The organism is Streptomyces sp. NPDC091376, assembly GCF_044757085.1.
Taxonomy (GTDB): domain Bacteria; phylum Actinomycetota; class Actinomycetes; order Streptomycetales; family Streptomycetaceae; genus Streptomyces; species Streptomyces pratisoli.
The window spans coordinates 238,041-263,086 of record NZ_JBIVUF010000011.1 but is presented as its reverse complement, the minus strand read 5'-3'; the positions used below and the strand labels follow the sequence as shown (position 1 = coordinate 263,086).

The following is a 25,046-nucleotide window of genomic DNA, read 5'->3' as shown; positions in this document are numbered from 1 at the left end:
GGCGGTCCGGAGAGTCCGTCGGGTCCGGCGGGTCCGGCGGGTCCGGCGCGGTCCAGCGCGGTCCAGAGAGTCCGGCGCGGTCCAGCAGGCCCGGCACCATCCGGCGTCCGGAGAGTCCGGCACGGTCCGACGCGGTCCGACGCGTCCGGCGACCCTGCGCGGGGGCCGGTCCGCCTGGTGCCCAACCGCTATCCGTTGCCCGCCAGCTCGGATCGCGTCAGGTCCTTGGCCAGCCGCCAGCCGTCCCCCGAGGGCTCGAAGACGAAGAGGTGGCCGGCGGCGTACGGAGTGGTCGCCTGTCGGCGCCCTCCGGAAGGGTCGCTCGCGTACGGCGTCGTGATCTCACTGACCCACACCTTCGCCTGGTGGCCCTCCTTCTCCACCCGGGACAACTGGGCTCGGGCAACGGCCCTGTCCCAGACCATGCCGCCGGGGGCGGGCACGGTCCGCCAGTACGCCGCGGGGCGATCCGCGTCGCGCTGGAAGATCTTCAGAGCGGCCAGTTCGAGCGACTTCCGCTCCTCCGCCACGGCAGCCGCTTCGACCCGGTCCTGAATCACCAGCGTGGCCGGTACCGCGGCGAGCACTGCCGCCGCGGCGGCAGCCAGAACCACCTTCTGCTTCTTCTGCATGGAGTCCCCACCCCTGGATACGTCGATCGTCCGCGGAGGATAACCCAGCACCGCAGGTCAGGGCCCGGCTGCGCGCGTCCGGGTTCGCTCGGAGCGGTTGGTGCGGCACAGTGGGGTGGAGTTCACGCGACCCGCAAGCCTGTCGACCGCACGAATCGGCGCGAAGGAGACTCCGGTGGCCCTGACCCTCGAAGAGCGCGAACAGTTCCTGGCACAGCCGCATGTAGCGGCGTTCTCGGTGGACGGCGGAGAAGGCCGGGGGCCGCTCACCGTGCCGATCTGGTACCAGTACGAGGCGGGCGGCGAGGTCTGGATCCTGACCGGGCGGGACTCGCGCAAGCACCGGCGGATCGACGCGGCGGGGCGCTTCTCGCTGCTCGTCGACCGGATCGAACCCACCATCCGGTACGTCTCCGTCGAGGGCCCGGTGACCAGGACGACGCCCGGGACGCCCGCTCTGCTCCGGGAGATGTCGGCCCGCTACCTGCCGGCGGAGAAGGTGGACGGCTACGTCGAGTTCGCCGAGAAGAACCACGGCGAGCAGGTCGTGATCCATATGCGCCCGGAGAGGTGGGTGTCGGCGGACCTGGGCCAGGTGTGAAGATCGGGGCATGACGCACGAGCACGGCAGCACCAGCTCCAGCTCCAGCTCCAGCCAGGACTTCCACAGGCTGCTCAGGTCGCTGCGGGTGTGGGACACCGAACTGCCCACGTTCGACCCCGCGGACGCGCCCGGCGACCCGCTGCCGCTCTTCCACCGCTGGTTCGTCCAGGCCGCGGCCGCCGGCCAGCCCGAGCCGCACACCATGACCCTCGCCACCGTCGACGAGGACGGCCGTCCGGACGTCCGGACGCTGATGCTGCACGACGCCGACGAGCGGGGCTGGCACTTCGCCTCCCACTCGACGAGCGCGAAGGGCCGCCAGCTCGCCACCCGCCCCGACGCGGCGCTCGGCTTCTACTGGCCCGCGCAGGGGCGGCAGATCCGCGTCCGTGGACGGGTCGTCCCCGGTACGGCGGACGAGGCGTACGCCGATCTGCACGCGCGCTCGACGGGTGCGCTGGCAGCGGCCCTGGTCGGGCGCCAGAGCGAACCACTCGTCACCTACGAGGAGTTGGAGCGGGCGAGCGAGGCGGCCTGGGAACGGGCGGCGGCCGAGACGGACGCGACGTCGGGCACCTGGACGGTGTACGTGCTCGAACCGTCCGAGGTGGAGTTCTTCCAGGGCGAGGCCCGCCGGCGTCACGTACGCCTGCGCTACCTGCGCGAAGGGAAGGGCTGGGCCAGGGAATTGCTCTGGCCGTAGTCCGGACGACCGGACCGGCCCCGCCGCCGGGCCCGGCTCCCCCTGCCGGGCGGACCCCCGGATGTCGTGACGCCCATGCTGCCGTGACACCCCGGACGGAAAAACGGCCCCTCGCGGCCTACATCCCGGGGACCATTTCCTCACGCCGGTCCGTACGCCTGCGGTCGGATGCACCTTGCCCCGCCGATGGATTCGCCGAACTCCCCTGCGCGAGAGGGTGGATGAGACCACCCACCCCCCTCACGAGGACCGGCATTCACTGTGCGCAGAAGTCGAATAGCACCCGTCCTGGCCGTCAGCGCCCTCGCGACCCTCATACCCGCGCTCACGCCCGCAACGGCGACCGCGGCCCCGGCGGCGGCCGCCGCCGCGCACCCCATGAAGCAGTACACGCAGCAGAAGCCCCGCTGGCAGCGCTGCGACGCCCAGGGCCCCGCCGCGCACCAGTGCGCGATGATCAAGGTGCCGCTGGACTACGGGCGTCCCGGCGGCAAGAAGACCGAGATCGCGATCTCGCGAATGAAGGCCACCAGTTCGTCGGAACGCCGCGGCGTTCTGCTGCTGAACCCCGGCGGCCCGGGCGGTGAGGGCCTCGGCATGCCGCCGTTCATGGCGATGGAGCTGCCCAAGGCCGTCACGAAGCAGTACGACCTCGTCGGGTTCGATCCGCGCGGTGTCGGCCAGAGCTCCCCGGTCAGCTGCGGACTGAAGGAAGACGAACGCAACTGGGAACGGCCCTACAAGGCCGCGACGTTCGCCAAGGACGTGGAGTGGGCCCGTACGGTCGCCGAGAAGTGCCGGGCCAAGGGCGGTGACGCGCTGCTGCACCTGACCACCCGCAACACCGCTCGCGACATGGACGTCGTCCGCGCCGTGCTGGGCGAGAAGAAGATCTCCTACCTGGGCTACTCGTACGGCACCTACCTCGGCGCCGTCTACACGCAGATGTTCCCCAAGCGGGCCGACCGGTTCGTGCTGGACAGCGCCGTCGACCCGCAGCGGATCTGGCGAGGCATGATCCAGGTGTGGGCGGAGGGCGCCGAGCCCGCGTTCACGCACTGGAGCGAATGGACCGCGAAGCGGCAGGCGCAGTACAAGCTCGGTGACACCCCGGCCAAGGTCCGCAAGACCTTCTGGGACCTGGTCGCCCAGGCGGACCGCAAGCCCATCGAGTTCGAGGGGATGAGCCTCACCGGCGACGACATCCGCGCCGGGCGGGCGGTCTTCTTCGACGCGGACGTCGCCGCCCAGCAGGTCGCCGACCTGAAGAAGGCGGCCGCGGGCAAGAAGCCGGCGCCGTCGCGCGAGCGCGGCTCGTCGCCGAGCCCCGTCCCGCCGTCGTTCGCCCGCGCCGTGCCCTCGGACAACGGGGACGCGAGCTTCTGGGCCGTGGTGTGCGCCGACACCCGCTCCTGGCCGCGCGATCCCGAGCAGTACCGCCGTGACGCCGTCCGCGACAAGGCCAGGTACCCGCTGTACGGCGACTTCGCGTCCAACATCAAGCCGTGCGCGTTCTGGAAGAACGGCCCCGAGCAGGCCACCAGGATCGACAACAAGGTCGGCGCGCTCGTCCTGCAGAACGAGTGGGACTCCCAGACGCCGTTGACCAGCGGTCAGGGCCTGCGCCGGGCCATGAAGGGCTCCCGGATGGTCACGGTCCTCGGCGGCGAGGGCCACGGCATCTACGGCTCCAAGTCCTGCGCCGACAAGACCGCCACGGCCTACCTGACCACGGGCAAGCTCCCCGCGAAGGACCTGACCTGCCGCACCCCGGCCGGCCAGCGCAAGGACCGGCTGCAGCTTCCGCTGCCGACGCCTCCGGGAATCCCGGGGCTGTCCGGGACGCGAGACCGCTTCTGACCCGGCAAGAGTGAGGGACGTGGGGCTTCCAACGGGCGGGGGCCCCACGTCGCAGGTCGGGACCCGGCTATTCCCCGCCGCTCTCGGCGAGGGTGTACGCGACGAGGGCGTTGGCGTGGCCGTGACCCAGGCCGTGCTCGGTCTTGAGCCAGGAGACGAGTTCCATGTGCCTGGTCAGCGGGGACGAGCGGATGAGTTCCTGCCAATGCGTGACCGGGCGGCCGTACTTCTTCTCGATCGAGGGGAAGTAGCCGGCCGGGCCCTTTACGGCGCTGCTGCTCTGCGTGGTCATGGCGACGGGTCTCCTGTCGTCCGTGCGCGTCGGTCGCGGGTGCCAACACTGCTGGCGTCCGTTGCTGTTGCGGTGATGACCGACGGCACGAACCGAAGTGATCGGTCCGTCCGGTGCGACGTGTGTCACATGTGCGGCGGGCGCGACGGGTCCGGGGACTCGGGCGGCACGAGGTCGGCGACGACCGCCGCGTGGTCGGACGGCCAGACGCCGTCGACGGCCCCGAAGCCCGCCCGCCGGACGGAACGCACATGGCCGAGCCCGCCCGGTCCTGGCGGGCCGACGTGGATGTAGTCGATGCGGACGCTCGGCCCGAAGCCGCTCAGGTACGGATTGGTCGTGTCCCAGGTCGCGGACGGGGCCGACGGATCCGCGTACTCCCAGGCGTCGAGGAACACCTGCCCCGCGACGGCGGGCGCGGTCCTGAGTCCACCGAGCAGCCGGATCTCGTCGGAGTCCGGCCAGGCGTTGAAGTCCCCCGTGATCACCGGCGGATACGGCCCGGCACCCCGGTGCGCGGCGACGAAACCGACCAGCTCGCGCACCTGCGCGCAGCGCACGGCCGAGGCGTCGGGGCCCGAGGTCAGATGGGTGGTGAAGAACGGCACGGGCGGCCCGCCGGGCACGTCCAGCCGGGTGTGGAGCACGAGACGGCCGTCGTCGAACCTCGTGTTCGGCGGCAGCCGCAGGACCTCGCGGCCGGCGATCGGCCACCGGCTGAGCACGGCGTTGCCGAAGTCGACGTCCGCTTCGCCGTTCCTCTTCTGCCAGCGCTGCGGCGCGTCGGAGGCCGCCCATGCCCAGTGGAGCCCCAACTCCTCGGCGAGCCACTGCGCCAGGTTCTCGTCGCCCTTCGCCCAGACCTCCTGGAGGCCGACGACATCGGGCCGCAGCTCGCGCAGGACGGCCAGGATCGCGTGCCGCCGCTTCTCCCAGGGCCCGAAGCGCCACCACACGTTCCACGTCACCACGCGCATGGACTGAAAGCTACCGGGCCGGCCGCGGGGCGGCGGTCGTGGCGACGAACGCGGTCCAGGCCGCCGGGGCGACGCTGAGCATCGGGCCGTCCGGCACCTTGGAGTCGCGGACGTGGACGGTGTGGGGGCAGGCGGCGACTTGGACGCACTCGCCGCCCTCGTTGCCGCTGTAGCTGGAGGTGCGCCAGGCGTAGGCGACTTCGACGCACTCGCCGCCCTCGTTGTTGCTGTAGCTGCTCTTGAACCACACCAGGTCGGGGTTCACGGTCTCGCCGCCATCCTCTCGATCAGTTCCACGGACTCCCAGGGGGTGAGGGCCTGGGCCCGCAGTGCCCCGAAGAGGTCGAACAGCCGGTTCGCCTCGTCGGGCTTGGAGATCAAGGTAGCTCCGCCATGCCCCTCCGCATACCCCAGATTCCGCCCGTCCCGGGTGCTCAGCAGCTTCAGTGGTCCGTTCAGCCCGGCGTGCACCGCCCGCTCCGTCGGCATCACCTGCACCGTCAGATGGTTCCTCGTCCGCACCGACTCCAGTAGACGTGCCAGCTGTTCCTTGAGTACCGCCCCACCGCCGATCGGGCGGTGCAGCACCGACTCCTCGATGACATAGGCGACGATCGGCCTCGGCCTGCGGTCGAGCACGTCCTGCCGCTCCAGCCGTGCCTCCACGTGCCGGTCGATCTCCTCCGGCTCGTACATAGGCACCCGCACCTCGTACAGCGCCCGCACATAGGCGGGCGTCTGGAGCAGCCCGGGGACCAGCATCGTCTCGTAGGCGCTGATGCTCGCCGCTTCGGCCTCGGTGCGCTTCCAGTTGAGGAACTTCGGCGAGTACTTCTCCTCCTCCATCATCGCCACGCACGACGCCAGCACCCCCTTCGCCCCGAGCGCCCCGTCCGCCTCCACCAGGAACGCCGTCGTCGGGATGCGCTCGGCCCGCTCGTACGCGCCGACCAGCGACTCCGACATCAGCAGCCGTTCCGCCAGGTCCCGCTGCGTCATGTCCGCGAGGCCCCGGAACAGCTTGACCAGCTCGCCCACGTGCCTGCGCGCGGGCGAGGGCTCCTTGCCCGACCCCACAGCTCCCACCGCCCTTCCCACATCCGCCCGATGTGGACCGTGTCCCTCTGGTCACGCTACGCAACCACGACGATCCTCGGGGGCATGACCAGCGAGAAACTCCCCGATTGGGTCCCGGCGTCCGGCGTGCAATTACGCCTCGCGGGGATCCACTTCGACGCCGTACGCGTCCACGGCGTCCGCGGCGAGGCCGTGCTGCACCACCTCGTCGCCGCCACGGACGGGCATCCCGGGCCCGTCGTACGGGAGATGTGGCGCGGGCGGTGGACGTACTTCCTCATCCCTCCCGGCAGCAGCAAGGAACACGCCTGGCCGCCGGGAGCCGCCTGCTTCGGCCCGTGCGCCCGGGACCAGTACGTCGGCGTGCCCGCCGCGCACGGCAACACCTATCCGCTGTCGTGGCGCGCGGGACCGCCGGCCGTCGGCGAGTTCGTCGACCCGGAGCTGCTGCTCGCGGTGGTCACCGCGCAGCTGTGCCTGTCGCCGGAGGGCTGAGCCGGCCGCTGATCTGCCGGGCCGGGCGGAACACCGGCGCCGCCACTCCCCCGCCCTCCTCGCGGAAGGCCACCTCCAGCTCCATGCCGATGCGCAGGTCCGCCTCCGCGCATTCGACGATCTCGGTCATCATCCGCGGGCCCTCGGCGAGATCGACGACGGCCGCGGTGTAGGGCGTGCGGGCGTCGAAGGGCGGGAGATCATTGCGGTGGACGACGGACCAGGTGTAGAGGGTCGCCCGGCCGCTCGCCCGTTCCCAGGCGGTGTCCTCGCTCCAGCAGTGGGGGCAGAACTCGCGCGGGTAGTGGTGGGCTCGCCCACAGGTGCCGCAGCGGCGGATGAGCAGGCGGCCCTCGGCGGCGGCGTCCCACCAGGGGCGCGTGAAGTCGTCGATGTCGGGGGTGGCGGCGTTCACAGGAAGAGTCCGATCGCGCTGTCGAGGGACCAGGTCTGCCAGGACATGGCGAAGAGGGCGACCAGCGAGACCAGCGCCATCATCGCGTTCTGCCCCTGCTCCGCCCAGTCGTGGATCATCAGGACGAGGTAGAGGAGGTTGAGGACGAGCCCGCCGACGAGGGCGACCGGGGTGAGGAAGCCGGTGACCAGGCCGAGGCCGAGGGCGAGTTCGGCGTAGACGACGACGTACGCCATGGCCTTGGGGCGCGGTGCGACGACGCGGTCGAAGCCGTGCTTCACGACCGTCCAGCGGTGCTTCGCGGCCACGTCGGCGGCCCAGGCGATGCCCGTGCCGCGCTCGAACCAGCCCTTCCTGTCCTTGTGCCGCCAGCTCTCCAGCCACCACAGCCCGAGCCCGATGCGGAGGACGGCGAGCCATTCGGCGCCGGTGAGCCAGATGGTCTGCATCCCGGGGACCCCTCCCTCGATTCTGACGGTACGTCAGTTCACCGGACGGGAAGCTGTACGCGCAAGAGGTAGGCGACCGTGACCGATTCGCAATGGTGCGCCGTTACGCTGTGCGCTCATGCCTGATCACAGAGCCATGGATCTTACGAACGACCGCCCCGTGTACATCATCGGGGCCGGACCCGGCGGTCTCGCCGTCGCCGCAGCCCTGCGGGAGCGGGGCGTACGGGCGGTGGTGCTGGAGAAGTCGGAGTCCGTCGGGTCGTCCTGGCGCGGGCACTACGACCGGCTGCACCTGCACACCACCCGACGGCTGTCCGGGCTCCCCGGACTTCCCATGCCGCGCAGGTTCGGGCGCTGGGTGTCGCGGGACGACGTGGTCCGTTACCTGGAGAAGTACGCCGAGTTCCACGAGCTGGAGCTGGTGACGGGAGTGGAGGTCTCCCGGATCGAGCCCGCCGGGTCCGACTGGGTGCTGCACGCGTCCGGCGGGCGCCTGCTCACGGGGCGGGCCGTCGTGGTGGCGACCGGTTTCAACCACACCCCGCGCCTGCCGGACTGGCCGGGCCTGGACACGTACACGGGCGAGCTGCTGCACGCCTCCGCGTACCGCGACGCCGCCCCGTACGCGGGCAAGGACGTCCTGGTCGTCGGCGCCGGCAACACGGGCGCCGAGATAGCCGTCGACCTCGTGGAAGGCGGCGCCGCGCGGGTGCGGCTCGCCATACGCACCGTTCCGCACATCGTGCGCCGCTCCACGGCCGGCTGGCCCGCCCAGCGCACCGGCATCCTGGTCCGCCGCCTGCCGGTCCGGCTGGTCGACAAAGCGGGCGACCTCATGGGCCGGATCTCCGTGCCCGACCTGTCGGCCCACGGCCTGCCCCGACCGGACACGGGCCTCTACTCCCGTGTGCGGCAGGGCGCGATCCCGGTGCAGGACGTGGGGCTGATCGACGCGATCCGGTCCGGGCGCGTCGAGGTCGTCGCGGCGGTCGAATCGTTCGAGGAGTCCAAGGTGGCCCTGGCGGGCGGCTCACCCATCACCCCCGACGCGGTCATCGCCGCCACGGGCTACACCCGCGCCCTGGAACCCCTGGTCGGTCACCTCGGCGTCCTGGACGACCGTGGCCGCCCTCTCGTCCACGGCGCCCGGGCCCCGAAGCAGGCACCCGGGCTGTACTTCACCGGCTTCACCAACCCGATCAGCGGGATGTTCCGCGAGATGGCCCTGGACGCCCGGAAGATCGCGAAGGCGCTCTCCCGCTGACACCCCCGGGGCACGGGCTGCCGCGCCGGACCCCGGCGCGGCAGCCCTCTCCGGGCGGTACGGCCGACCGCCTCGGCGCGGTACGGGCGGCCTCCCGTGGGCTTTTGGCGTGTTTCCGAGGATGCGACATGCCCCGGACGGGGCATGGATTGCATGCACGACGGGTTCCTGACTGTCCGTCAGCTCTGTAATCTGACTATGCGTCAGTTGACGGCTTGGCCGACGAGCGCCGACGAGCAAGGAGCGGGCGGAACGATGCTTGGATCAACCCATGGCACCTTGACCACCGATCTCCGCGCCCGAGTCGTGGCCTGCGGGGAGCAGACCGGGCCCACCGTCCACGGCATCGCCGCGAGCGAGGGCGACCTGGATGTCAGCGGCCGTCCGCTCTATGCGCCGGTCCCCGATCTCGACCGGTTCTTCCGGCCCGAGTCGGTCGCCGTCGTCGGCGCGTCCGACGCCGAAGGGCGGCCCAACACCGGGATCACGCGGCAGCTGATCGCCTGGGCCGAGCGGGTCGGCGCGCGGCTGCATCCCGTGCATCCCAGCCGGACCGCCGTCTTCGGGCGGCCCTGTGTGCCGTCCGTCGCGGATCTGCCGGAGCCCGTCGACCTGGCCGTGCTGCTCGTCGGCGACCCGCTGCCCGTGATCGAGGAACTCGGGCAGGCGAAGGTGAAGTTCGCCGTGGCCTTCGCCTCCGGGTTCGCAGAGACCGGCGAGGAGGGCGCGGACGCCCAGCGGCGGCTGGCCGCGGCGGTGGAGCGGTCCGGGGTGCGGATGCTCGGGCCGAACACCAACCTCAACGCCTTCGAGCGGTTCCGCGACGACCTCGAAGGGCCGGCCATCGCGCTGATCACCCAGTCCGGCCACCAGGGCCGCCCGGTGTTCACCATGCAGGAGCTGGGCGTACGGCTCTCGCACTGGGCGCCGACCGGCAACGAGGCCGATCTGGAGACCGCCGACTTCATCTCGTACTTCGCCGGGCGGCCCGAGGTCGGCGTGATCGCCTGCTACGTGGAGGGGCTCAAGGACGGCCGGTCGTTCCTGCTCGCCGCGGACCGGGCGGCACGCGCCGGCGTGCCCGTCGTGGCCGTGAAGGTCGGCCGCACCGAGGCCGGCGCGCGGACGGCCGCCTCGCACACGGGCAAGCTCACCGGCGCCGATCAGGTCGTGGACGCGGCGATGCGCCAGTACGGCGTGATCCGCGTCGACGGGCTGGACGAACTCCAGGACACCGCCGCGCTGCTGGCGCGGGCGCGTCGGCCCCGGAGCGACGGGGTCGTCGTCTACTCGATCTCGGGCGGGACGGGCGCGCACTTCTCGGATCTCGCGACCGCGGCGGGGCTGCGGCTGCCGCCGCTGTCCGGGGCCAAGCAGGCCGAACTGCACCAGTGGATACCGGAGTACCTGAACGTCGCCAACCCCGTCGACAACGGCGGCCACCCGGTCGGCGACTGGCGCGGCCGGAAGATCATCGACGCGATCCTCGCCGATCCTCAGGTCGGCGTGCTGATCTGCCCGATCACCGGCCCCTTCCCGCCCATGAGCGACAGGCTCGCGCAGGACCTCGTGGACGCGGCGGAGGAGACGGACAAACTGGTGTGCGTGGTGTGGGGTTCGCCGGTCGGCACGGAGGAGGCCTACCGGACGACGCTGCTCGGGTCGTCACGGGTCGCCACCTTCCGTACGTTCGGCAACTGCATCACCGCCGTCAAGGCGTATCTGGACCACCACCGCTTCACCACCGGCTACCGCTCGGCCTTCGACGAGGCGCCCCGCACCCTCTCCCCCTCCTTCCGCAAGGCCCAGGCGCTGCTGCGCCCCGGGCACCGGCTCAGCGAGCACGCGGCGAAGCAGCTGCTGCGGGCGTACGGCATCCGCGTACCGCGCGAGCAGCTGGTGACCAGCGCGGCGGCCGCGGTACGGGCGGCGGGGCTGGTCGGCTATCCGGTGGTGATGAAGGCGTCCGCGCCGCAGCTGGCCCACAAGACCGAGCTGGGCCTGGTGAAGATCGGGCTGACCTCGGCCAGCCAGGTCCGCGACGCCTATCGAGAACTGACCGACATCGCCCGCTACGAGAACATCGACCTGGACGGCATCCTGGTCTGCCAGATGGTCGAGCGCGGCGTCGAGATGGTCGTCGGCGTCACCCAGGACGCGCTCTTCGGGCCGACGGTGACGGTGGGGCTGGGCGGTGTGCTGGTGGAGGTGCTCCAGGACGCGGCCGTGCGGGTCCCGCCGTTCGGCGAGGAGCAGGCACGCTCCATGCTCGGCGAACTCCGCGGGCGGGCCCTGCTCGACGGGGTCAGGGGCGGGCCACCGGTGGACGTCGACGCGCTCGTCGAGGTCGTCCTGAGGATCCAGCGGATGGCGCTGGAGCTCGGCGGGGACCTCTCCGAGCTGGACATCAACCCGCTGATGGTGCTGCCGCGCGGGCAGGGCGCGGTGGCGCTGGACGCGCTCGCCGTGTGCCGCTGAACCGACGCCGACCGATCCGACACCGATTGATCCGGCACCGACGCCGACACCGGCACTGCCACCGAGGCCGGCACCGGGGGTGCCGACCCGGACGTGAACGTGCACGCAGACGTATTGGAGCCGTACCCCCATGACTTTCTCCCCCGAAGAGCCCGTTGAGTCATTGGTACTCCACACCACTGACAACGGCGTCTCGTGGATCACCCTCAACCGCCCCGAGGCGATGAACGCCGTCACCTGGGACCAGCGCGAACGCGTCATCGCGCTGCTCGACGACGCCTCCGCCGACCCGGACGTTCGCGCCGTCGTGATCACCGCCACGGGCAAGGGGTTCTGCGCGGGCGCCGATCTGCGCGGCACCCCGGCCGCCCGCGCGGAGCCCGTCACGGGTGATGTGGCCCGGACGATCCGGCGCGGCGCACAGCGGTTCGTCACGGCCGTCCTCGACTGCGAGAAGCCCGTGATCGCGGCCGTGAACGGCGTCGCGGCCGGTATCGGCGCGCACCTCGCGTTCGCCTGCGATCTGGTCCTCGCCGCCGAATCCGCCCGCTTCATCGAGGTGTTCGTACGCCGCGGACTGGTCCCGGACGGCGGCGGCGCGTATCTGCTGCCGCGACTGGTCGGGCCGCAGCGCGCGAAGGAGCTGATGTTCTTCGGCGACGCGCTGTCCGCGGCCGGCGCCGAACGGATGGGTCTGGTCAACCGGGTCGTGGCGGCGCAGGAGTTGGAGAAGACGGCCCGCGAGTGGGCGGGCCGCCTCGCCCAGGGCCCGACGCGCACGCTCGCCCTCACCAAGCAGCTGGTGAACGCCTCCCTCGACACCGACCGGGCGTCGGCCTTCGCCGCCGAGGCCGCGGCGGTCGAGATCGCCATGACGACCAGGGACGCGAACGAGGGCGTGGCGAGCTTCGTGGAGCGACGCACCCCGGAGTACCGGGGGCGTTAGGGACACGTCCCCGCCCGGCCGGGGCGTCCGGAGACGTCCCGTACCGTCAGCGGCCCGTCAGCGGCCCGCCCCGAAGTCGGACGGCTCGGGGAACGTGACGTCGGTGCAGCCTCGGCGGCGCGTGATGTCGTCGACGTAGGCGCGAAGGAGTGCGGGCAGACGGTCGAGCACGACGTCGTCGTAGGTGAAGCTGACGGTCAGCGTGTGGAGCGCGGGCCGCCCGTCGCACACGGCATCCATCCCCCGTGCGTTCTTCCATGCTCCTGCCAACAATTCGCAGAAGCTATCAGCCACTTCGGATGGCGCGTCGAGCTGCCGGGCCGGAGCTACCCGGCGGCGGCGCGGGCCGCCTCGATGAACGCGGTGATCAGTTCGGGGCTCTTCACGCCACGGCTGATCTCGATCCCGCTGGAGACGTCCACGCCCCACGGGCGGGCCGCGCGGACCGCCTCCGCGACGTTGCCCGGGTCGAGACCCCCGGCGAGCAGCCACGCCAGGCCGGGCTCCGGCAGCCGCTTGCCCGACCGGTCCCACACCTCGCCCGCGCCCGGTACCGGCGCGTCGAGCAGCAGGATGTCCTCGCCGCGCTCGCCGTGCCGGGGTGCGTCGCCCCGTACGGAGACTCCCCGGATCAGGGGCCGCCCGTCCGGCCGCAGGGCGTCGTAGAAGGCGAGGTCCTCGTCACCGTGCAGCTGTACGGCCCGCATCGCGCTCGCGTCCAGCAGTTCCCGGACCTCGGTGAGCGGCTGGTTGCGGAAGACGCCGACCGTCATGATCCCCTCCGGCACGCGCCGCGCCAGCCGCGACGCGGTGCCGGCGTCGATGCGGCGCGGGCTCTCCGCGAAGACGAAGCCGATCGCGTCGGCGCCGGCCTCGACGGCCGTGTCGACGTCCTGCTCGGTCCGCAGACCGCAGACTTTGATGAACAAGGGGGTGCCCACTTCTCGTGCTCCTCGACTGCCGGGACCGTGTGCACGGCAACGCTACTGGCCGCACGGGCCTTGGACCGTTCCCGCACCTTCCTATCTGACGATCCGTCAGCTTCAATGGCTGTCGTGATGGGACACGCAGGGATGGCCGCCACCGCCGTCCGCTACCTCAGGTCCGTCGGCGCCGCCACGGCAGCCGAGCCGTACGACGCCCTGCCGCGACCGGAGTTGCGTACCGTGCGGGACGACGAGCGGCTGCCGGTCGACCCCGCCGAGTTCCGCCGGGTGCTCGGGCACTTCGCGAGCGGGGTCACCGTCGTCACGGCGTACGACGAGGAGGGCGGCGGGCCCACGGGGTTCGCCTGCCAGTCCTTCGCCTCGCTCTCCCTCGATCCGCCCCTGGTCGCCTTCATGGTCGCGCGTACGTCGACGACCTGGCCGCGTATCGCCCGTGCCGGGGCCTTCTGCGTCAACGTCCTCGGGGCGGATCAGGGCGGGCTGTGCCGTGCCTTCGCGGTGAGCGGCGCGGACAAGTTCGCGGGCGTCGGCCACACCCCCGCCCCCGTGACCGGCTCGCCCCGGCTCGCCTCCGTACCGGCCTGGATCGACTGCACGATCGGCGCGGTCCACACGGGCGGCGACCATCTGATCGTGGTGGGGCGGGTGGAGGCGCTGGGTGCGGAGGATGAGGGCGATCCGCTGCTGTTCCACCGGGGACGGTTCGGACGGCTCGGCGCGTAGCCGTCGGCGCGTAGGCGTCGGCGTCCGCGCCTGACCGTAAGCGTCAGCGTCCGCGCCTGACCGTAAGCGTCGGTGTCGGCGCGCGGCCGTCGGCGGTCAGGCCACGGCCGCCGGAGCCGGTGCCGCCGGGCGGCGGGTGATCACCAGGGCCATCAGTGCCGCCGCCGCGCACAGCGCGCCCGAGGCGTACCAGACCACGTCGTACGAGCCGAAGACGTCCCGTGCCGCGCCTCCCGCGAAGGCGACGATCGCCGCGCCGACCTGGTGGGACGCGAGGACCCAGCCGAAGACGATGGCGCTTTCGTCGCCGTAGTGCTCACGGCACAGCGCGATCGTCGGCGGGACCGTCGCGACCCAGTCGAGGCCGTAGAAGACGATGAAGAAGATCATCGGCGGGTGGACGGACGGGGCCAGCAGCATCGGCAGGAAGAGCAGTGAGACGCCGCGCAGCGCGTAGTAGACCGCGAGCAGCCGGCGGGCGTCGAAGCGGTCGGTGAACCAGCCCGAGGCGATCGTGCCGACGACGTCGAAGACGCCGATGACCGCGAGCAGCGAGGCGGCGGCCGTGATGGGCATGCCGTGGTCGTGGGCGGCGGGGACGAAGTGGGTCTGGACGAGACCGTTCGTCGAGGCGCCGCAGATGGCGAAGGTACCCGCCAGCAGCCAGAAGGGGCCGGTGCGGGCGGCCGAGAAGAGGACCGTGAGCGTGCGGCGGGCCGCGCCCGCCACCGGGGCCGGCTTGGGGACGAACTCCTTCGCGCCGTACGGGGCGAGCCCCACGTCCGCCGGATGGTCCCGCAGCAGCAGCCAGACGAACGGGACGACGGCGAACGCGGCGAGGGCGACCGTGACGGCGGCGGGACGCCAGTGGTGCTCCTGGACGATCCATGACAGCAGCGGGAGGAAGATCAGCTGTCCGGAGGCGGCGGCCGCGGTCAGGATGCCGGTGACCAGGCCGCGGCGTTCGGTGAACCAGCGGTTGGTCACCGTCGCCGCGAAGGCGAGCGCCATCGACCCGGTGCCGAGCCCGACGAGCAGTCCCCAGCAGAGCAGCAGCTGCCAGGCCGCCGTCATCCACACCGTCAGGCCCGAGCCGATCGCGATGATCGTCAGCGCGACGGCGACGACCTTGCGGATGCCGTACTTGTCCATCAGCGCGGCGGCGAACGGTGCCGTGAGCCCGTACAGCGCCAGATTGACGGAGACCGCGAGCCCGATCGTGCCGCGCGACCAGCCGAACTCCGCGTGCAGCGGGTCGATCAACAGCCCGGGCAGGGAACGGAAGGCGGCCGCGCCGATGATCGTCACGAACGCGACGGCGGCGACGAACCAGGCGCGGTGGACACGACCGGGGCGGCGGGGAAGGCGGGGCGCTTCCTGTGCGGGGACGGCGGGGACAGCGTTTGTCTGGGTCACGTCACCCAGGATCGGTGTGCCGGGGATCTCCGACGAGTGGCCCGAAGGACAGTATTCGATATGATCGGGCCATGGCCTCCGTGATGCCGCACCGCGTCGTCGTCCTCGCGCTCGACGGCTGCCTCCCCTTCGAGCTGGGCATTCCCCAGCGCATCTTCGGCCGCGCGGCCGACGCGGCAGGCCGGAAGCTGTACGAGGTGGTCACCTGCTCGGTGCGGCCACCGGGCCCAGTGCGCACGGACGCCGACTTCGCCGTCCTCGTGGAGAACGGCCCGGAGGCGCTGGCGACCGCCGACACCGTGATCGTGCCCGCGTCGTACGAGCTCGGCACCGTGTACGAGGAGGGCGTGCTCACCCCCGAACTGGCCGCCGCCTTCGGGCTGCTGCGGCCCGGCACCCGGATGGTGTCGATCTGCACCGGCGGGTACGTGCTGGCCGCCGCCGGGTTCCTGGACGGGCGGCCCGCGACGACCCACTGGTCCGCCGCCGCGCACTTCCAGCGGCTGTTCCCGCGGGTCAAGGTCGACGCGGAGGTGCTCTTCATCGACGACGGGGACGTCCTCACGTCCGCCGGGGTGGCCGCGGGCATCGATCTGTCGCTGCACATCGTGCGCCGTGACCACGGCACGGCGGTCGCCAACGACGTGGCGCGGCGCACGGTCGTGCCGCCGCACCGCGACGGCGGCCAGGCGCAGTACATCCGCCGGCCCGTGCCCGAGCCGCAGACCGCGACCACCGCGGACGCGCGGGCCTGGGCGCTGGAGCACCTCCACGAGCCGATCCAGCTGCGTGACCTCGCCGGGCAGGAGGCCATGTCCGTACGGACCTTCACGCGTCGCTTCCGCGAGGAGGTCGGGGTGAGTCCGGGGCAGTGGCTGGCCCAGCAGCGTGTGGAGCGGGCACGGCAGCTCCTGGAGTCCACGGAGCTGTCGATGGACCAGGTGGCGCGTGAAGCCGGCTTCGGTACGGCGCAGTCGATGCGTCAGCACGTCCTGGCGGCGCTCGGCGTCGCGCCGACGGCGTACCGGCGCGCCTTCCGGGCGACGGCGTCGCGCTGACGCGAACGGCCGCGTCCGGCGCCGGCGCGGGGCGGTCCGCGTGCGGGGCGGTTCGCGTGCGCGGGTCAATCCGCATGCGCGGGTCAATCCGCATGCGCGGGTCAATCCGCGTGCGCGGGTCAATCCGCGTGCGCGGGTCAGTCCGCGTGCACGGGGCCGTTCCCGTTCGGGGGAACGGGCCGCGAGCACGGGGCAGTTCGCGTGCGCCGGGCGGCTCTCGTGCACGGGGCGCACTCGTACCGCACCGAAGGCGCCGCGGGCGGGCGGACCCGCCCGAGGTCAGAACGTGAGCACCCCGCGGGCCACGCGGCCCCCTTCCGCGTCGTCCGCCGCCTTCGCGAAGTCCTCGACCGGGTAGGTCTCCGTCACCAGTTCGTCGAGCAGCAGCCGCCCCTCCCCGTACAGCCGGGCGTACAGCGCGATGTCGTGCTGCGGGCGCGAGGAGCCGTAGCGGCAGCCGAGGATGGACTTGTCCAGGAACATCGCCGCGGGCAGGAACGTCGCCTCGGCCGTCGGGGCCGGCATGCCGAGCAGCACCGCCTGGCCGTGGCGGTCCAGGAGGTCGATCGCCCGGCGGACGAGCCCCGTGTGCCCCACGCATTCGAAGACGTGCTGCGCACCGTCCGGAAGGATGTCCCGTACCGCGTCCACCGCCGTGAGGAAGTGCGTCGCGCCGAAGAGCCGGGCCGTCTCCTCCTTGGCCGGGTTGGTGTCGACCGCGACGATGGTGACCGCGCCCGCGAGCCGTGCGCCCTGAAGGACGTTGAGGCCGATGCCGCCGGTCCCGATGACGACGACCGTGTCACCCAGGGCGACCTTCGCCCGGTTGAGCACGGCGCCCACGCCCGTCAGCACCCCGCAGCCGATCAGTGCCGCGGAGGTGAGCGGGATCTCCGGGGGGATCCGCACCGCCTGGACGGCCTTGACCAGGGTCCGTTCGGCGAAGGCGGAGTTCGCGGCGAACTGGTACAGCGGCTTCCCACCCCGCGTGAACGGCCGCTCCGGCCGCCCGATGGCCTTGCGGCACATCGTCGGCCGCCCTCGGTCGCACTCCGCGCACGCCCCGCAGTTGGCGAGCGTCGACAGCGACACGTGGTCGCCGGGCACGACGTGGGTGACGCCGGCGCCGACGGCCTCGACGACGCCCGCGCCCTCGTGGCCGAGGACGACGGGCACCGGGAACGGGATCGTGCCGTCGATCACCGACAGATCGCTGTGACACAGCCCCGCCGCGGCGATCGCCACCAGCACCTCGCCGGGGCCGGGGTCCCGTATCTCCAGGTCGTCCGCCACCTCGGCCCGCTCACCGTCGAAGACGACACCTCTCACCGCAGCTCCCTGGGTAGGCCGAGCACGCGCTCGGCGATGATGTTCCGCTGGATCTCGTCCGAGCCGCCGTAGATCGTGTCGGCGCGGCTGAAGAGGAACAGCCGCTGCTGTTCGTCGAGTTCGTACGACGGTGTCCACGCGCCGGTTCCTGACGCCGCCGCCGCGCCCCTGATCTGCATCGCCAGCTCGCCGAGCCGCTGGTGCCAGCCGCCCCACAGCAGTTTGGCGACGCTCGGCGCACCCGGGTCCCCGCCGGAACCGCCCAGGGTGCGCAGGGCGTTCCAGCGCATGGTGCGCAACTCGGCCCACTGGCGTACGAGACGGTCCCTCAGCACGGGATCGTCGTCGACGGCGCCGCTGTCGACCGCGGCCCGTACGATCCGGGCCAGCTCCTCCTCGAAGCCGATCTGCTGGACGAGCGTCGACACACCACGCTCCAGGGCGAGCAGGCCCATCGCCACCTGCCAGCCGTTGCCCTCGCCGCCGACCGCCTCGACGGCCTCGGCCCCGTCGAAGAAGACCTCGTTGAACTCGCTGGTCCCGGACATCTGGCGGATGGGCCGTACGTCGATCCGGCCGCCTGTCTGGTCCATCGGCACGAGCAGGAACGTCAGTCCGTGGTGGCGGCCGGAACCGGGCTCGGTGCGGGCCAGTACGAAGCACCAGTGGGCGTCCGCCGCGAGCGAGGTCCAGATCTTCTGGCCGGTGACCCGGTAGCCGGTGCCGTCCTTCACCGCGACGGTGCGCAAGGAGGCGAGGTCCGAGCCGGCACCGGGTTCGCTGTAGCCCTGGCACCAGAGCTCCTCGCCGCGGGCGATGCCCGGCAGGAAGCGGGCCTGCTGTTCCTTGCTCCCGTAGGCGATGAGGGTCGGGGCGAGCAGGTTCTCGCCGATGTGGCCGAGACGGGCGGGGGCGCCGGCGCGGGCGTACTCCTCGGCCCAGACGACCTGCTGGGTGAGGGTGGCACGGCGGTTGCCGTGGTCGGCGTCCCAGCCGAGGCCGATCCAGCCGCCGGCGCCGAGTTCCCGCTCCCAGGCGAGGCGGGTGCGGTCGGTGGTGAGGTGGTCCTCCAGCCAGCCGCGCGCGTCCCGCCGGAAGGCCTGGTCCTCGGGCCCGAACTCGAAGTCCATGTACGCCTCCTGATCGTGGGGGCGGGCTCCGCCCCGCCCCGGCCCTTCCCGCACCCGCGTCCGTCGCGGGCGGCCGCTACCGGTTCGGCCGTGCGCCCGACGCCGCGGCCTCGGCCATCGCCTCCAGCTGCGCCAGCATCGGCATCGGGTCGGTGCCCACCGTCCCCGGGAGGAAGTCCGCGATCTTCTCGGGAGTCCACGCGCCGTCCGCGTACCCCGCGCGCAGTTCCCGCGGCTGGGCCCACACCGCGATCTTGGGGCCGGCGATCGTGTAGACCTGGCCGGTGATGTTCTCGGCGCGGGCGCGGTCGGAGAGGAGGTAGACGACGAGAGCCGCGACGTCCTCGGGCTCGCCGATCTCCTTCAGCTCCATCGGCACGTTCGCGGACATGCGGGTACGGGCCACGGGCGCGACCGCGTTCGCCGTCACCCCGTACTTGTGCAGTCCGAGCGCCGCGCTGCGCACCAGCGAGATGATGCCGCCCTTCGCCGCCGAGTAGTTGGCCTGGGCGACCGAGCCCTGGTGGTTGCCGCTGGTGAAGCCGATCAGCGTCCCGCCGCCCTGCTTGCGCATCACGGCGGAGGCGGCGCGGAAGACGGTGAACGTGCCCTTCAGGTGGGTGGCGACGACCGGGTCCCACTCCTCCTCGGTCATGTTGAACAGCATGCGTTCGCGCAGGATGCCCGCGACGCAGACGACCCCGTCGATCCGCCCGTACCGCGCGAGCGCCGTGTCGACGACCCGCTGGCCGCCCGCCATCGTCGAGATGTCGTCGGCGACGGCGACCGCGTCGCCGCCCGCCGCCACGATCTCCTTCACGACCGCCTCGGCGACCTCGGAGGCGGGTTCACCGCCCTCGACGGAGACGCCGTAGTCGTTGACGACGACCTTCGCGCCCTCGGCGGCGCAGGCGAGGGCCACCGCGCGTCCGATGCCGCGCCCGGCGCCGGTCACGGCGACGGTCCTGCCTGCCAAGAAGTTCCCCACGTCCGGCCCCTTCCCGCGATTTCTGACGGACCGTTAGATTTTATGGGCCGCCAGACACCTCAGCACAAGCCCCGGGGAGGGCCCGATGTCACTGCCGGAGGAGTTCCACGAGATCGCCAAGCGCGTGAACAACTGGGGCCGTTGGGGCGCCGACGACGAGATCGGGACGCTGAACCTGATCACGGACCGGGTGGTGCGGGAGGCGGCGGCGCAGGTGAGGGCCGGCCGCCGCGTGCCGCTCGCCCTCCCGCTCCAGCAGGACGGCGTCCAGACCGGGATGATCCCGGGCCGGGTGAACCCGCTGCACACCATGGTCCAGATCAATCAGGAGCTGTTCGGCCCGGGCACGGTCGCGACCAGCGACGACGCCGTGACCCTGGGACTGCAGTCGGCCACGCACTGGGACGCGCTCACCCACGCCTCCCACTCGGGAAGGATCTACAACGGCCGCCCGGCGGACACCATCACGGCCCACACCGGCGCCCGCTTCAGCGGCATCGACACCGTACGCACCCTCGTCTCGCGCGGCGTGCTGCTCGACGTGGCCCGCGCCAAGGGCGTGGACCGGCTGCCCGGCGACCACGCCGTCACGCCGGAAGACCTCTCGGAGGCGGAGGAGTTCGGGGGCGTACGGGTGCGCTCCGGGGACGTCGTCCTCGTCAGGACCGGGCAGATCCAGGTGTATCTCGGCGGCGACAAGCACGCGTACGCCTATCCCTCGCCCGGGCTCTCGATCCGTACGCCCGAGTGGTTCCACGCCCGCGACGCCGCCGCCGTGGCCAACGACACCCTCACCTTCGAGATCTTCCCGCCGGAGATCGAGGACCTCTGGCTGCCGGTGCACGCGCTGGACCTGGTGGAGATGGGCATGCTGCAGGGCCAGAACTGGAACCTGGAGGACCTGTCCACCGCCTGCGCACAGGAGGGCCGGTACGCCTTCCTCCTCTCGGCGACCCCCGAGCCGTTCGTGGGCGGCACGGGGACACCGGTCGCACCGGTGGCGGTGCTCTAGCGCCGGGTCGGCACCGGGCAACGCGCCGGACCTGAGGCCGAGTACGCGCCCGGATTCAGGCCGAGTACGCGCCGGGCACCATGGCCGCCGGCACACCCGGGCCGACGGCGACGCCGCCCGGCGCCGGCGACCGGGGCGCCACGCAGCGGTCCACCTCGCACCAGATGCTCTTTCCGGCGCCCTCGGGTCTCCAGCCCCAGCGGTCGGCGAGCCCGTCGACCAGTTCGAGACCGCGGCCGTTGGTGTCGTCGCCGTCCGCGTGGCGCGGCCGCGGAGGCCGCGCGCAGGTGTCCGCGACCTCGACCCGGACCGTGCCCGCCTCCGCCGCACCCGCCCCGAAGAGCATCCGCAGCACGGCCGGACACCCGGTGTGGACCACCGCGTTGGTGACCAGTTCGGAGATGAGCAGCACCAGCGTCTCGGCCAGCGGCTCGTCGTCCCCTATCCCCGACCCGGCGAGCCGTGAACGGGCCCACCTACGGGCCCGTCCCACCTCCGCGGGATCCGGCCCGACTTCCAACTGAACCTGAAGCACCTGCACCGCTCACACCATCCGAACCGGCGGACACATCGCCTCGCGCCTCACAGCAATCACGGAACGTGATTTCCTTGTGACACAGCATGGTTGACGTACAGTCACCGCAACAAGCGCTTCGGGCATATTCCAGCGCGAAGGAGTACCCGTGGTGCATACTGTGCGGCGCTCGTTGCGGAAAGTCGAACACCCTGTGCGAGCGGCGCATTCTTCTCCGGCGGCCACGTCTGGACCGGGCCGGAGGTTCGGGGTTCGCACCCCGGGGCAGCACGCATCTCGCACTCGACGGAGCGTACCGGAGGGCGGACCCGACTCCGGGCCGTGACGACCCCGGCGAAGGACACAACCCGATATCGACGCACAGTGATCTCCGGCGGGGGATCTTCACGGGCATCTCCCACGGCGTCTCACACGGCGTCTCCTCCGGGGCTCCCATGCGTTCCACGGGTTCCTCAGAGCGCGGCGGCCAGCAGTTCCTCGGCCTGCGCGGCCGGCTGCCCCAGCTCGGCGCGCACCCAGGCCCGTTTGAGGTGCAGATGCACATCGGCCTCCCAGGTGAACCCCATGCCGCCGTACACCTGCAGGCAGTCCCGGGCGCCCTGGGCGGCGGCCTCGTCGGCGAGGAGCTTGGCGCCCGCGGTCTCGACGGGGTCGCCGGTCACGGCGGCGGCGTACACGGCCGCGCGGGCCAGTTCGGTGCGTACCAGCATCTGTGCGCAGAGGTGTTTGACCGCCTGGAAGCCGCCGATGGGCCGGCCGAACTGCTCGCGTTCCTTCGCGTACCGCACGGCCAGCTCGGTGGTGCGGGCGGCCGAACCCAGCTGCTCGGCGGCGGTGAGCAGAACGGCCTCCGGGCCGGGGCGTTCGCCGGCGGCGACCCGGTGCAGCGGCGTGAGCGGGTCGACCGACCGTACGGGCACCGCGTCCGCAGCGTCCCCCAGCACCACGTCGGCCTCCTCCAGCCAGGCCACGAGCCCGCCGTCGACCCGGGTCACGACACTCTCCCCGGTCGCCGCGCCCGCCACGGTCCCCGCGGCGAGATGCGTGGCCACGAGCGGCCCCGGCAGCAGCACCCGCCCCGCCTCCTCGAAGGCCAGCACGGCCTCCGGCAGTCCGAGCCCGACGCCGCCCTCCGACTCCGGCAGCCGCAGCGCGAAGAACCCGGCCTCCCCGAGTTCCCGCCACAGCTCCCGGTCCAGGCGGGCACCCGAGGCCCGCAGGGCCTCGCGGCCGAAGCGTGCCTCCAGCAGCTCCCGTACACCCGTGCGCAACGCGCGCTGGTCCTCGGTCGGTTGGAAGTGCACGGCCGGTCACCGTTCCTTCGGCAGGCCGAGGATCCGCTCGGCGACGATGTTGCGCTGGATCTGGGAGGTGCCGGCGGCGATCGTGTACGACAGGGACGAGAGCCGGTCGAGGGTCCACTCCCGGGACAGATCGAGCGCGTCCGGGCCGAGCACCTCGGCGGCCGTGTCGTACAGCTCCTGGCGGGCGTGCGAGTAGCGGAGCTTGAAGACCGAGCCGCCGGTGCCGGGGACGCCGCCCGTGGCCTCCGCCTCGCTGACGTTCCACTGCGTGAGCCGCCACAGGGCGGTGAACTCCGCGTGCAGCCTGCCCAGCCGGCGCCGCAGGACCGCGTCGTCCCAGCGGCCGTTCTTCCGTGCCGTACGGGCCAGCTCGGCGAGGGTGCGGCGGCAGGCGACGACTTCGCCGACGAAGGCCGTACCGCGCTCGAAGGACAGGGTCACCATGGTGACCCGCCAGCCGTCGTTCTCCTCCCCCACCCGGTTCGCGGCCGGCACCCGCACCTCGTCGAGGAAGACCTCGGCGAACTCGGTCGATCCGGCGAGGGTGCGCAGCGGCCGTACGGTGATGCCCGGCGCGTCCATCGGCATCGCCAGCCAGGTGATCCCCCGGTGCTTGGGCGCCTCCGGGTCGGTGCGGACCAGCAGCTCGCACCAGTCGGCGACCTCCGCGTGCGAGGTCCAGATCTTCGAGCCGGTCACCACGTAGGAGTCGCCGTCCCGGACGGCCCTGGTGCGCAGCGACGCCAGGTCGGAGCCCGCCCCCGGCTCGCTGAAGCCCTGGCACCAGATCTCGTCACCGCGCAGTATCGGCGTGAGCCAGCGCGCCCGCTGCTCCGTCGTCCCCTCGGCGGCGACGGTCGGGCCGGCGTGGAGCAGCCCCACGAAGTTCGCCCCGACATAGGGCGCTCCGGCCTTCTCCGTCTCCTCCAGGAAGATCAGCCGCCGGGTCGGGGACGCGTCCCAGTGCACGTCCGCGTATCCGGCCTCGAAGAGCGCCCGCTGCCAGGCGGTGTCGTAGGCGCGCCGTCCCGGCCAGTCCTGCGGCGAGGGTCTCGGCGGCAGCCCGGGCAGGGCCGCGGTCAGCCAGTCCCGCAGCCGGGCCCTGAAGGCTTCCTCCTCCTCGGTGTACGTCAGGTCCACTACGTGAGGTCCAGGTCGAGCATGCGGATCGCGTTGCCGCGCATCAGCTTGTGGACGGTCTCGTCGTCGAGGTCCTTCACATGGTCGAGGGCGACTTCCTTGGTGTGCGGGAAGGTCGAGTCGACGTGCGGATAGTCGGTCTCGAAGGTGGCGTTGTCCCGGCCCACCACGTCGAGCGAGGCGACGCCGTGCTTGTCGCGGAAGAAGCAGCAGAAGATCTGCCGGTAGTAGTACGTGGACGGCGGCTCGGGGACGAGGTCCCGCACCCCGCCCCAGGCCCGGTGCTCCTCCCACACGTCGTCCGCCCGCTCCAGCGCGTACGGGATCCAGCCCATCTGGCCCTCGCTGTAGGCGAGCTTGAGCGCCGGGAACTTCACCAGCACCCCGCTGAAGAGGAAGTCCATCATCGAGGCCATGGCGTTGTTGAAGGACAGCGACGCCTGGACGGCGGGCGGCGCGTCGGGCGAGGCGGCGGGCATCTGCGAGGACGACCCGATGTGCATGTTGACGACCGTCCCGGTCTCCTGGCAGACCGCGAAGAACGGGTCCCAGTAGCCGGAGTGGATCGACGGCAGCCCCAGGTGGGTCGGGATCTCGGAGAAGGTGACGGCCTTCACGCCACGTGCCGCGTTCCGCCGGATCTCGGCGACCGCGAGATCGATGTCCCAGAGCGGGATGATGCAGAGCGGGATGAGCCGGCCGCCGCTGTCGCCGCACCACTCCTCCACCATCCAGTCGTTGTAGGCGCGCACGCAGGCGAGCGCCACCTCCATGTCCTTGGCCTCGGCGAAGGTCTGGCCGCAGAAGCGGGGGAAGGTGGGGAAGCAGAGGGAGGCCTCGACATGGTTGAGGTCCATGTCCTCCAGCCTGGCCTTGGGGTCCCAGCAGCCGCGCCGCATCTCGGCCCGGGTGATGCCCTCCAGCGTCATGTCGTCGCGGTCGAAGCCGACGGCGGCGATGTTGCGCTTGTACGGGAACTTCAGGTCCTCGTAGATCCACCAGTCGGTCGGCGGTCCGTCCGGGTCCATCGTGATCTGGTACTTGCCGCCGACGTAGGCGAGCTCGCCGATGCCGGCGGTGAGCGGCTGGGGCCCGCGGTCGCGGTATTTCGCCGGGAGCCAGGTGTCGAAGAGATGCGCGGGCTCGATCACATGGTCGTCGACGCTGATGATCCGAGGCAGTTCCCGTTCCATCGGGCCCTCCGTTGTCTCACGTTCTGACGGTTCGTCAGATAGCAGGCTAGCCCCGCACCCCTGGACCGACAAGGCG

At 72.0% G+C, this 25,046-nt stretch carries 27 protein-coding genes; 10 read left to right on the top strand and 17 right to left on the bottom strand.

Annotated features, from left to right (window positions below; genetic code table 11):
* Nucleotides 1-188: 188 nt before the first annotated feature.
* Nucleotides 189-632 (bottom strand): hypothetical protein, encoded by a 444-nt coding sequence (locus ACIQMR_RS24410; protein ID WP_401390936.1) that lies wholly within the window; start codon nucleotides 630-632, stop codon nucleotides 189-191.
* A 175-nt stretch (nucleotides 633-807) separates the two neighbouring features.
* On the opposite strand from ACIQMR_RS24410, the gene ACIQMR_RS24405 reads away from it, so the two are divergent.
* The 3 genes from ACIQMR_RS24405 to ACIQMR_RS24395 all read left to right on the top strand — a co-directional run bounded on the left by ACIQMR_RS24405 (nucleotide 808) and on the right by ACIQMR_RS24395 (nucleotide 3,799).
* Entirely contained in the window at nucleotides 808-1,233 is a 426-nt protein-coding gene (locus tag ACIQMR_RS24405) for a pyridoxamine 5'-phosphate oxidase family protein (RefSeq protein ID WP_401390933.1), read from the top strand.
* A 10-nt stretch (nucleotides 1,234-1,243) separates the two neighbouring features.
* A complete protein-coding gene (locus tag ACIQMR_RS24400; protein WP_401390930.1) occupies nucleotides 1,244-1,939 on the top strand; it encodes a pyridoxal 5'-phosphate synthase in 696 nt (231 codons plus the stop codon).
* A 261-nt stretch (nucleotides 1,940-2,200) separates the two neighbouring features.
* Entirely contained in the window at nucleotides 2,201-3,799 is a 1,599-nt protein-coding gene (locus tag ACIQMR_RS24395) for an alpha/beta hydrolase (protein WP_401390927.1), read from the top strand.
* A gap of 67 nt (nucleotides 3,800-3,866) precedes the next feature.
* On the opposite strand, the gene ACIQMR_RS24390 is transcribed toward ACIQMR_RS24395, so the two are convergent.
* From ACIQMR_RS24390 to ACIQMR_RS24375, 4 genes are all read right to left on the bottom strand, one after another.
* Nucleotides 3,867-4,091 carry a DUF4287 domain-containing protein gene (locus ACIQMR_RS24390; RefSeq protein WP_401390924.1) on the bottom strand — a complete coding sequence of 75 codons (225 nt, stop codon included), beginning with the start codon at nucleotides 4,089-4,091 and terminating at the stop codon, nucleotides 3,867-3,869.
* Between the two features lie 125 nt (nucleotides 4,092-4,216).
* Nucleotides 4,217-5,068, bottom strand: a complete 852-nt coding sequence (locus ACIQMR_RS24385) for an endonuclease/exonuclease/phosphatase family protein (RefSeq protein ID WP_401390921.1) — start codon at nucleotides 5,066-5,068, stop codon at nucleotides 4,217-4,219.
* 10 nt (nucleotides 5,069-5,078) lie between these two features.
* A complete protein-coding gene (locus ACIQMR_RS24380) occupies nucleotides 5,079-5,333 on the bottom strand; it encodes a DUF397 domain-containing protein (RefSeq protein ID WP_401390918.1) in 255 nt (84 codons plus the stop codon).
* Nucleotides 5,330-6,154, bottom strand: coding sequence for a Scr1 family TA system antitoxin-like transcriptional regulator (locus ACIQMR_RS24375; RefSeq protein WP_401390911.1), 825 nt, complete (start codon nucleotides 6,152-6,154; stop codon nucleotides 5,330-5,332). The genes ACIQMR_RS24380 and ACIQMR_RS24375 overlap by 4 nt, the downstream gene beginning before the upstream one ends.
* Before the next feature lie 75 nt (nucleotides 6,155-6,229).
* Between ACIQMR_RS24375 and ACIQMR_RS24370 the strand changes: the two genes are divergently transcribed.
* Nucleotides 6,230-6,640, top strand: coding sequence for a hypothetical protein (locus tag ACIQMR_RS24370; RefSeq protein ID WP_401390908.1), 411 nt, complete (start codon nucleotides 6,230-6,232; stop codon nucleotides 6,638-6,640).
* On the opposite strand, the gene ACIQMR_RS24365 is transcribed toward ACIQMR_RS24370, so the two are convergent.
* Both ACIQMR_RS24365 and ACIQMR_RS24360 read right to left on the bottom strand, forming a co-directional pair.
* Nucleotides 6,606-7,055 carry a Zn-ribbon domain-containing OB-fold protein gene (locus ACIQMR_RS24365; protein WP_401390905.1) on the bottom strand — a complete coding sequence of 150 codons (450 nt, stop codon included), beginning with the start codon at nucleotides 7,053-7,055 and terminating at the stop codon, nucleotides 6,606-6,608. The two genes, ACIQMR_RS24370 and ACIQMR_RS24365, sit on opposite strands and share 35 nt — an antisense overlap.
* Nucleotides 7,052-7,504, bottom strand: coding sequence for a DoxX family protein (locus ACIQMR_RS24360; protein WP_340369712.1), 453 nt, complete (start codon nucleotides 7,502-7,504; stop codon nucleotides 7,052-7,054). Before ACIQMR_RS24360 ends, ACIQMR_RS24365 begins: the two co-directional genes overlap by 4 nt.
* Before the next feature lie 118 nt (nucleotides 7,505-7,622).
* On the opposite strand from ACIQMR_RS24360, the gene ACIQMR_RS24355 reads away from it, so the two are divergent.
* The 3 genes from ACIQMR_RS24355 (at nucleotide 7,623) to ACIQMR_RS24345 (ending at nucleotide 12,195) form a co-directional block, all read left to right on the top strand.
* Entirely contained in the window at nucleotides 7,623-8,771 is a 1,149-nt protein-coding gene (locus ACIQMR_RS24355; RefSeq protein ID WP_401390902.1) for a flavin-containing monooxygenase, read from the top strand.
* A gap of 255 nt (nucleotides 8,772-9,026) precedes the next feature.
* Entirely contained in the window at nucleotides 9,027-11,249 is a 2,223-nt protein-coding gene (locus tag ACIQMR_RS24350) for an acetate--CoA ligase family protein (protein WP_401390899.1), read from the top strand.
* Between the two features lie 130 nt (nucleotides 11,250-11,379).
* Nucleotides 11,380-12,195, top strand: a complete 816-nt coding sequence (locus ACIQMR_RS24345) for an enoyl-CoA hydratase/isomerase family protein (protein WP_401390896.1) — start codon at nucleotides 11,380-11,382, stop codon at nucleotides 12,193-12,195.
* Nucleotides 12,196-12,252: 57 nt separating this feature from the next.
* Here the strand turns inward: ACIQMR_RS24345 and ACIQMR_RS24340 are convergent, their stop codons facing one another.
* Nucleotides 12,253-12,435 carry a hypothetical protein gene (locus tag ACIQMR_RS24340; protein WP_401390893.1) on the bottom strand — a complete coding sequence of 61 codons (183 nt, stop codon included), beginning with the start codon at nucleotides 12,433-12,435 and terminating at the stop codon, nucleotides 12,253-12,255.
* Nucleotides 12,436-12,521: 86 nt separating this feature from the next.
* Nucleotides 12,522-13,136, bottom strand: a complete 615-nt coding sequence (locus ACIQMR_RS24335) for a phosphoribosylanthranilate isomerase (protein WP_401390890.1) — start codon at nucleotides 13,134-13,136, stop codon at nucleotides 12,522-12,524.
* A gap of 132 nt (nucleotides 13,137-13,268) precedes the next feature.
* On the opposite strand from ACIQMR_RS24335, the gene ACIQMR_RS24330 reads away from it, so the two are divergent.
* A complete protein-coding gene (locus tag ACIQMR_RS24330; protein ID WP_401391055.1) occupies nucleotides 13,269-13,865 on the top strand; it encodes a flavin reductase family protein in 597 nt (198 codons plus the stop codon).
* 96 nt (nucleotides 13,866-13,961) lie between these two features.
* On the opposite strand, the gene ACIQMR_RS24325 is transcribed toward ACIQMR_RS24330, so the two are convergent.
* Nucleotides 13,962-15,281, bottom strand: a complete 1,320-nt coding sequence (locus ACIQMR_RS24325; protein ID WP_401390888.1) for an MFS transporter — start codon at nucleotides 15,279-15,281, stop codon at nucleotides 13,962-13,964.
* 71 nt (nucleotides 15,282-15,352) lie between these two features.
* Here ACIQMR_RS24325 and ACIQMR_RS24320 point away from each other — a divergent pair, with 71 nt between their 5' ends.
* Complete coding sequence (locus ACIQMR_RS24320; protein ID WP_401390885.1) at nucleotides 15,353-16,339, top strand: GlxA family transcriptional regulator; 987 nt, start codon at nucleotides 15,353-15,355, stop codon at nucleotides 16,337-16,339.
* Between the two features lie 279 nt (nucleotides 16,340-16,618).
* Here ACIQMR_RS24320 and ACIQMR_RS24315 read toward each other — a convergent pair whose 3' ends face one another.
* The 3 genes from ACIQMR_RS24315 to ACIQMR_RS24305 form a co-directional block, all read right to left on the bottom strand.
* Nucleotides 16,619-17,668, bottom strand: a complete 1,050-nt coding sequence (locus tag ACIQMR_RS24315) for a Zn-dependent alcohol dehydrogenase (RefSeq protein ID WP_401390882.1) — start codon at nucleotides 17,666-17,668, stop codon at nucleotides 16,619-16,621.
* Nucleotides 17,665-18,798, bottom strand: a complete 1,134-nt coding sequence (locus tag ACIQMR_RS24310; RefSeq protein ID WP_401390879.1) for an acyl-CoA dehydrogenase family protein — start codon at nucleotides 18,796-18,798, stop codon at nucleotides 17,665-17,667. Before ACIQMR_RS24310 ends, ACIQMR_RS24315 begins: the two co-directional genes overlap by 4 nt.
* Before the next feature lie 76 nt (nucleotides 18,799-18,874).
* Nucleotides 18,875-19,786, bottom strand: a complete 912-nt coding sequence (locus ACIQMR_RS24305) for an SDR family oxidoreductase (RefSeq protein ID WP_401390876.1) — start codon at nucleotides 19,784-19,786, stop codon at nucleotides 18,875-18,877.
* An 85-nt stretch (nucleotides 19,787-19,871) separates the two neighbouring features.
* Between ACIQMR_RS24305 and ACIQMR_RS24300 the strand changes: the two genes are divergently transcribed.
* A complete protein-coding gene (locus tag ACIQMR_RS24300; RefSeq protein ID WP_401390873.1) occupies nucleotides 19,872-20,798 on the top strand; it encodes a cyclase family protein in 927 nt (308 codons plus the stop codon).
* 55 nt (nucleotides 20,799-20,853) lie between these two features.
* Here ACIQMR_RS24300 and ACIQMR_RS24295 read toward each other — a convergent pair whose 3' ends face one another.
* The 4 genes from ACIQMR_RS24295 to ACIQMR_RS24280 form a co-directional block, all read right to left on the bottom strand.
* Nucleotides 20,854-21,339 carry an ATP-binding protein gene (locus ACIQMR_RS24295; RefSeq protein WP_401390870.1) on the bottom strand — a complete coding sequence of 162 codons (486 nt, stop codon included), beginning with the start codon at nucleotides 21,337-21,339 and terminating at the stop codon, nucleotides 20,854-20,856.
* 446 nt (nucleotides 21,340-21,785) lie between these two features.
* Complete coding sequence (locus tag ACIQMR_RS24290; RefSeq protein WP_401390867.1) at nucleotides 21,786-22,637, bottom strand: acyl-CoA dehydrogenase family protein; 852 nt, start codon at nucleotides 22,635-22,637, stop codon at nucleotides 21,786-21,788.
* Between the two features lie 6 nt (nucleotides 22,638-22,643).
* Nucleotides 22,644-23,777 (bottom strand): acyl-CoA dehydrogenase, encoded by a 1,134-nt coding sequence (locus tag ACIQMR_RS24285; RefSeq protein WP_401390864.1) that lies wholly within the window; start codon nucleotides 23,775-23,777, stop codon nucleotides 22,644-22,646.
* Nucleotides 23,777-24,970, bottom strand: a complete 1,194-nt coding sequence (locus ACIQMR_RS24280) for an amidohydrolase family protein (protein ID WP_266379240.1) — start codon at nucleotides 24,968-24,970, stop codon at nucleotides 23,777-23,779. The genes ACIQMR_RS24285 and ACIQMR_RS24280 overlap by 1 nt, the downstream gene beginning before the upstream one ends.
* Between the last annotated feature and the right edge of the window lie 76 nt (nucleotides 24,971-25,046).

Coding starts and splice junctions, on each gene's coding strand:
- ACIQMR_RS24410 (WP_401390936.1), bottom strand. CDS start 632: ATGCAGAAGAAGCAGAAGGTGGTTCTGGCTGCCGCCGCGGCGGCAGTG.
- ACIQMR_RS24400 (WP_401390930.1), top strand. CDS start 1,244: ATGACGCACGAGCACGGCAGCACCAGCTCCAGCTCCAGCTCCAGCCAG.
- ACIQMR_RS24390 (WP_401390924.1), bottom strand. CDS start 4,091: ATGACCACGCAGAGCAGCAGCGCCGTAAAGGGCCCGGCCGGCTACTTC.
- ACIQMR_RS24385 (WP_401390921.1), bottom strand. CDS start 5,068: ATGCGCGTGGTGACGTGGAACGTGTGGTGGCGCTTCGGGCCCTGGGAG.
- ACIQMR_RS24370 (WP_401390908.1), top strand. CDS start 6,230: ATGACCAGCGAGAAACTCCCCGATTGGGTCCCGGCGTCCGGCGTGCAA.
- ACIQMR_RS24360 (WP_340369712.1), bottom strand. CDS start 7,504: ATGCAGACCATCTGGCTCACCGGCGCCGAATGGCTCGCCGTCCTCCGC.
- ACIQMR_RS24355 (WP_401390902.1), top strand. CDS start 7,623: ATGCCTGATCACAGAGCCATGGATCTTACGAACGACCGCCCCGTGTAC.
- ACIQMR_RS24350 (WP_401390899.1), top strand. CDS start 9,027: ATGCTTGGATCAACCCATGGCACCTTGACCACCGATCTCCGCGCCCGA.
- ACIQMR_RS24345 (WP_401390896.1), top strand. CDS start 11,380: ATGACTTTCTCCCCCGAAGAGCCCGTTGAGTCATTGGTACTCCACACC.
- ACIQMR_RS24340 (WP_401390893.1), bottom strand. CDS start 12,435: ATGGATGCCGTGTGCGACGGGCGGCCCGCGCTCCACACGCTGACCGTC.
- ACIQMR_RS24330 (WP_401391055.1), top strand. CDS start 13,269: ATGGCCGCCACCGCCGTCCGCTACCTCAGGTCCGTCGGCGCCGCCACG.
- ACIQMR_RS24320 (WP_401390885.1), top strand. CDS start 15,353: ATGGCCTCCGTGATGCCGCACCGCGTCGTCGTCCTCGCGCTCGACGGC.
- ACIQMR_RS24310 (WP_401390879.1), bottom strand. CDS start 18,798: ATGGACTTCGAGTTCGGGCCCGAGGACCAGGCCTTCCGGCGGGACGCG.
- ACIQMR_RS24300 (WP_401390873.1), top strand. CDS start 19,872: ATGTCACTGCCGGAGGAGTTCCACGAGATCGCCAAGCGCGTGAACAAC.
- ACIQMR_RS24280 (WP_266379240.1), bottom strand. CDS start 24,970: ATGGAACGGGAACTGCCTCGGATCATCAGCGTCGACGACCATGTGATC.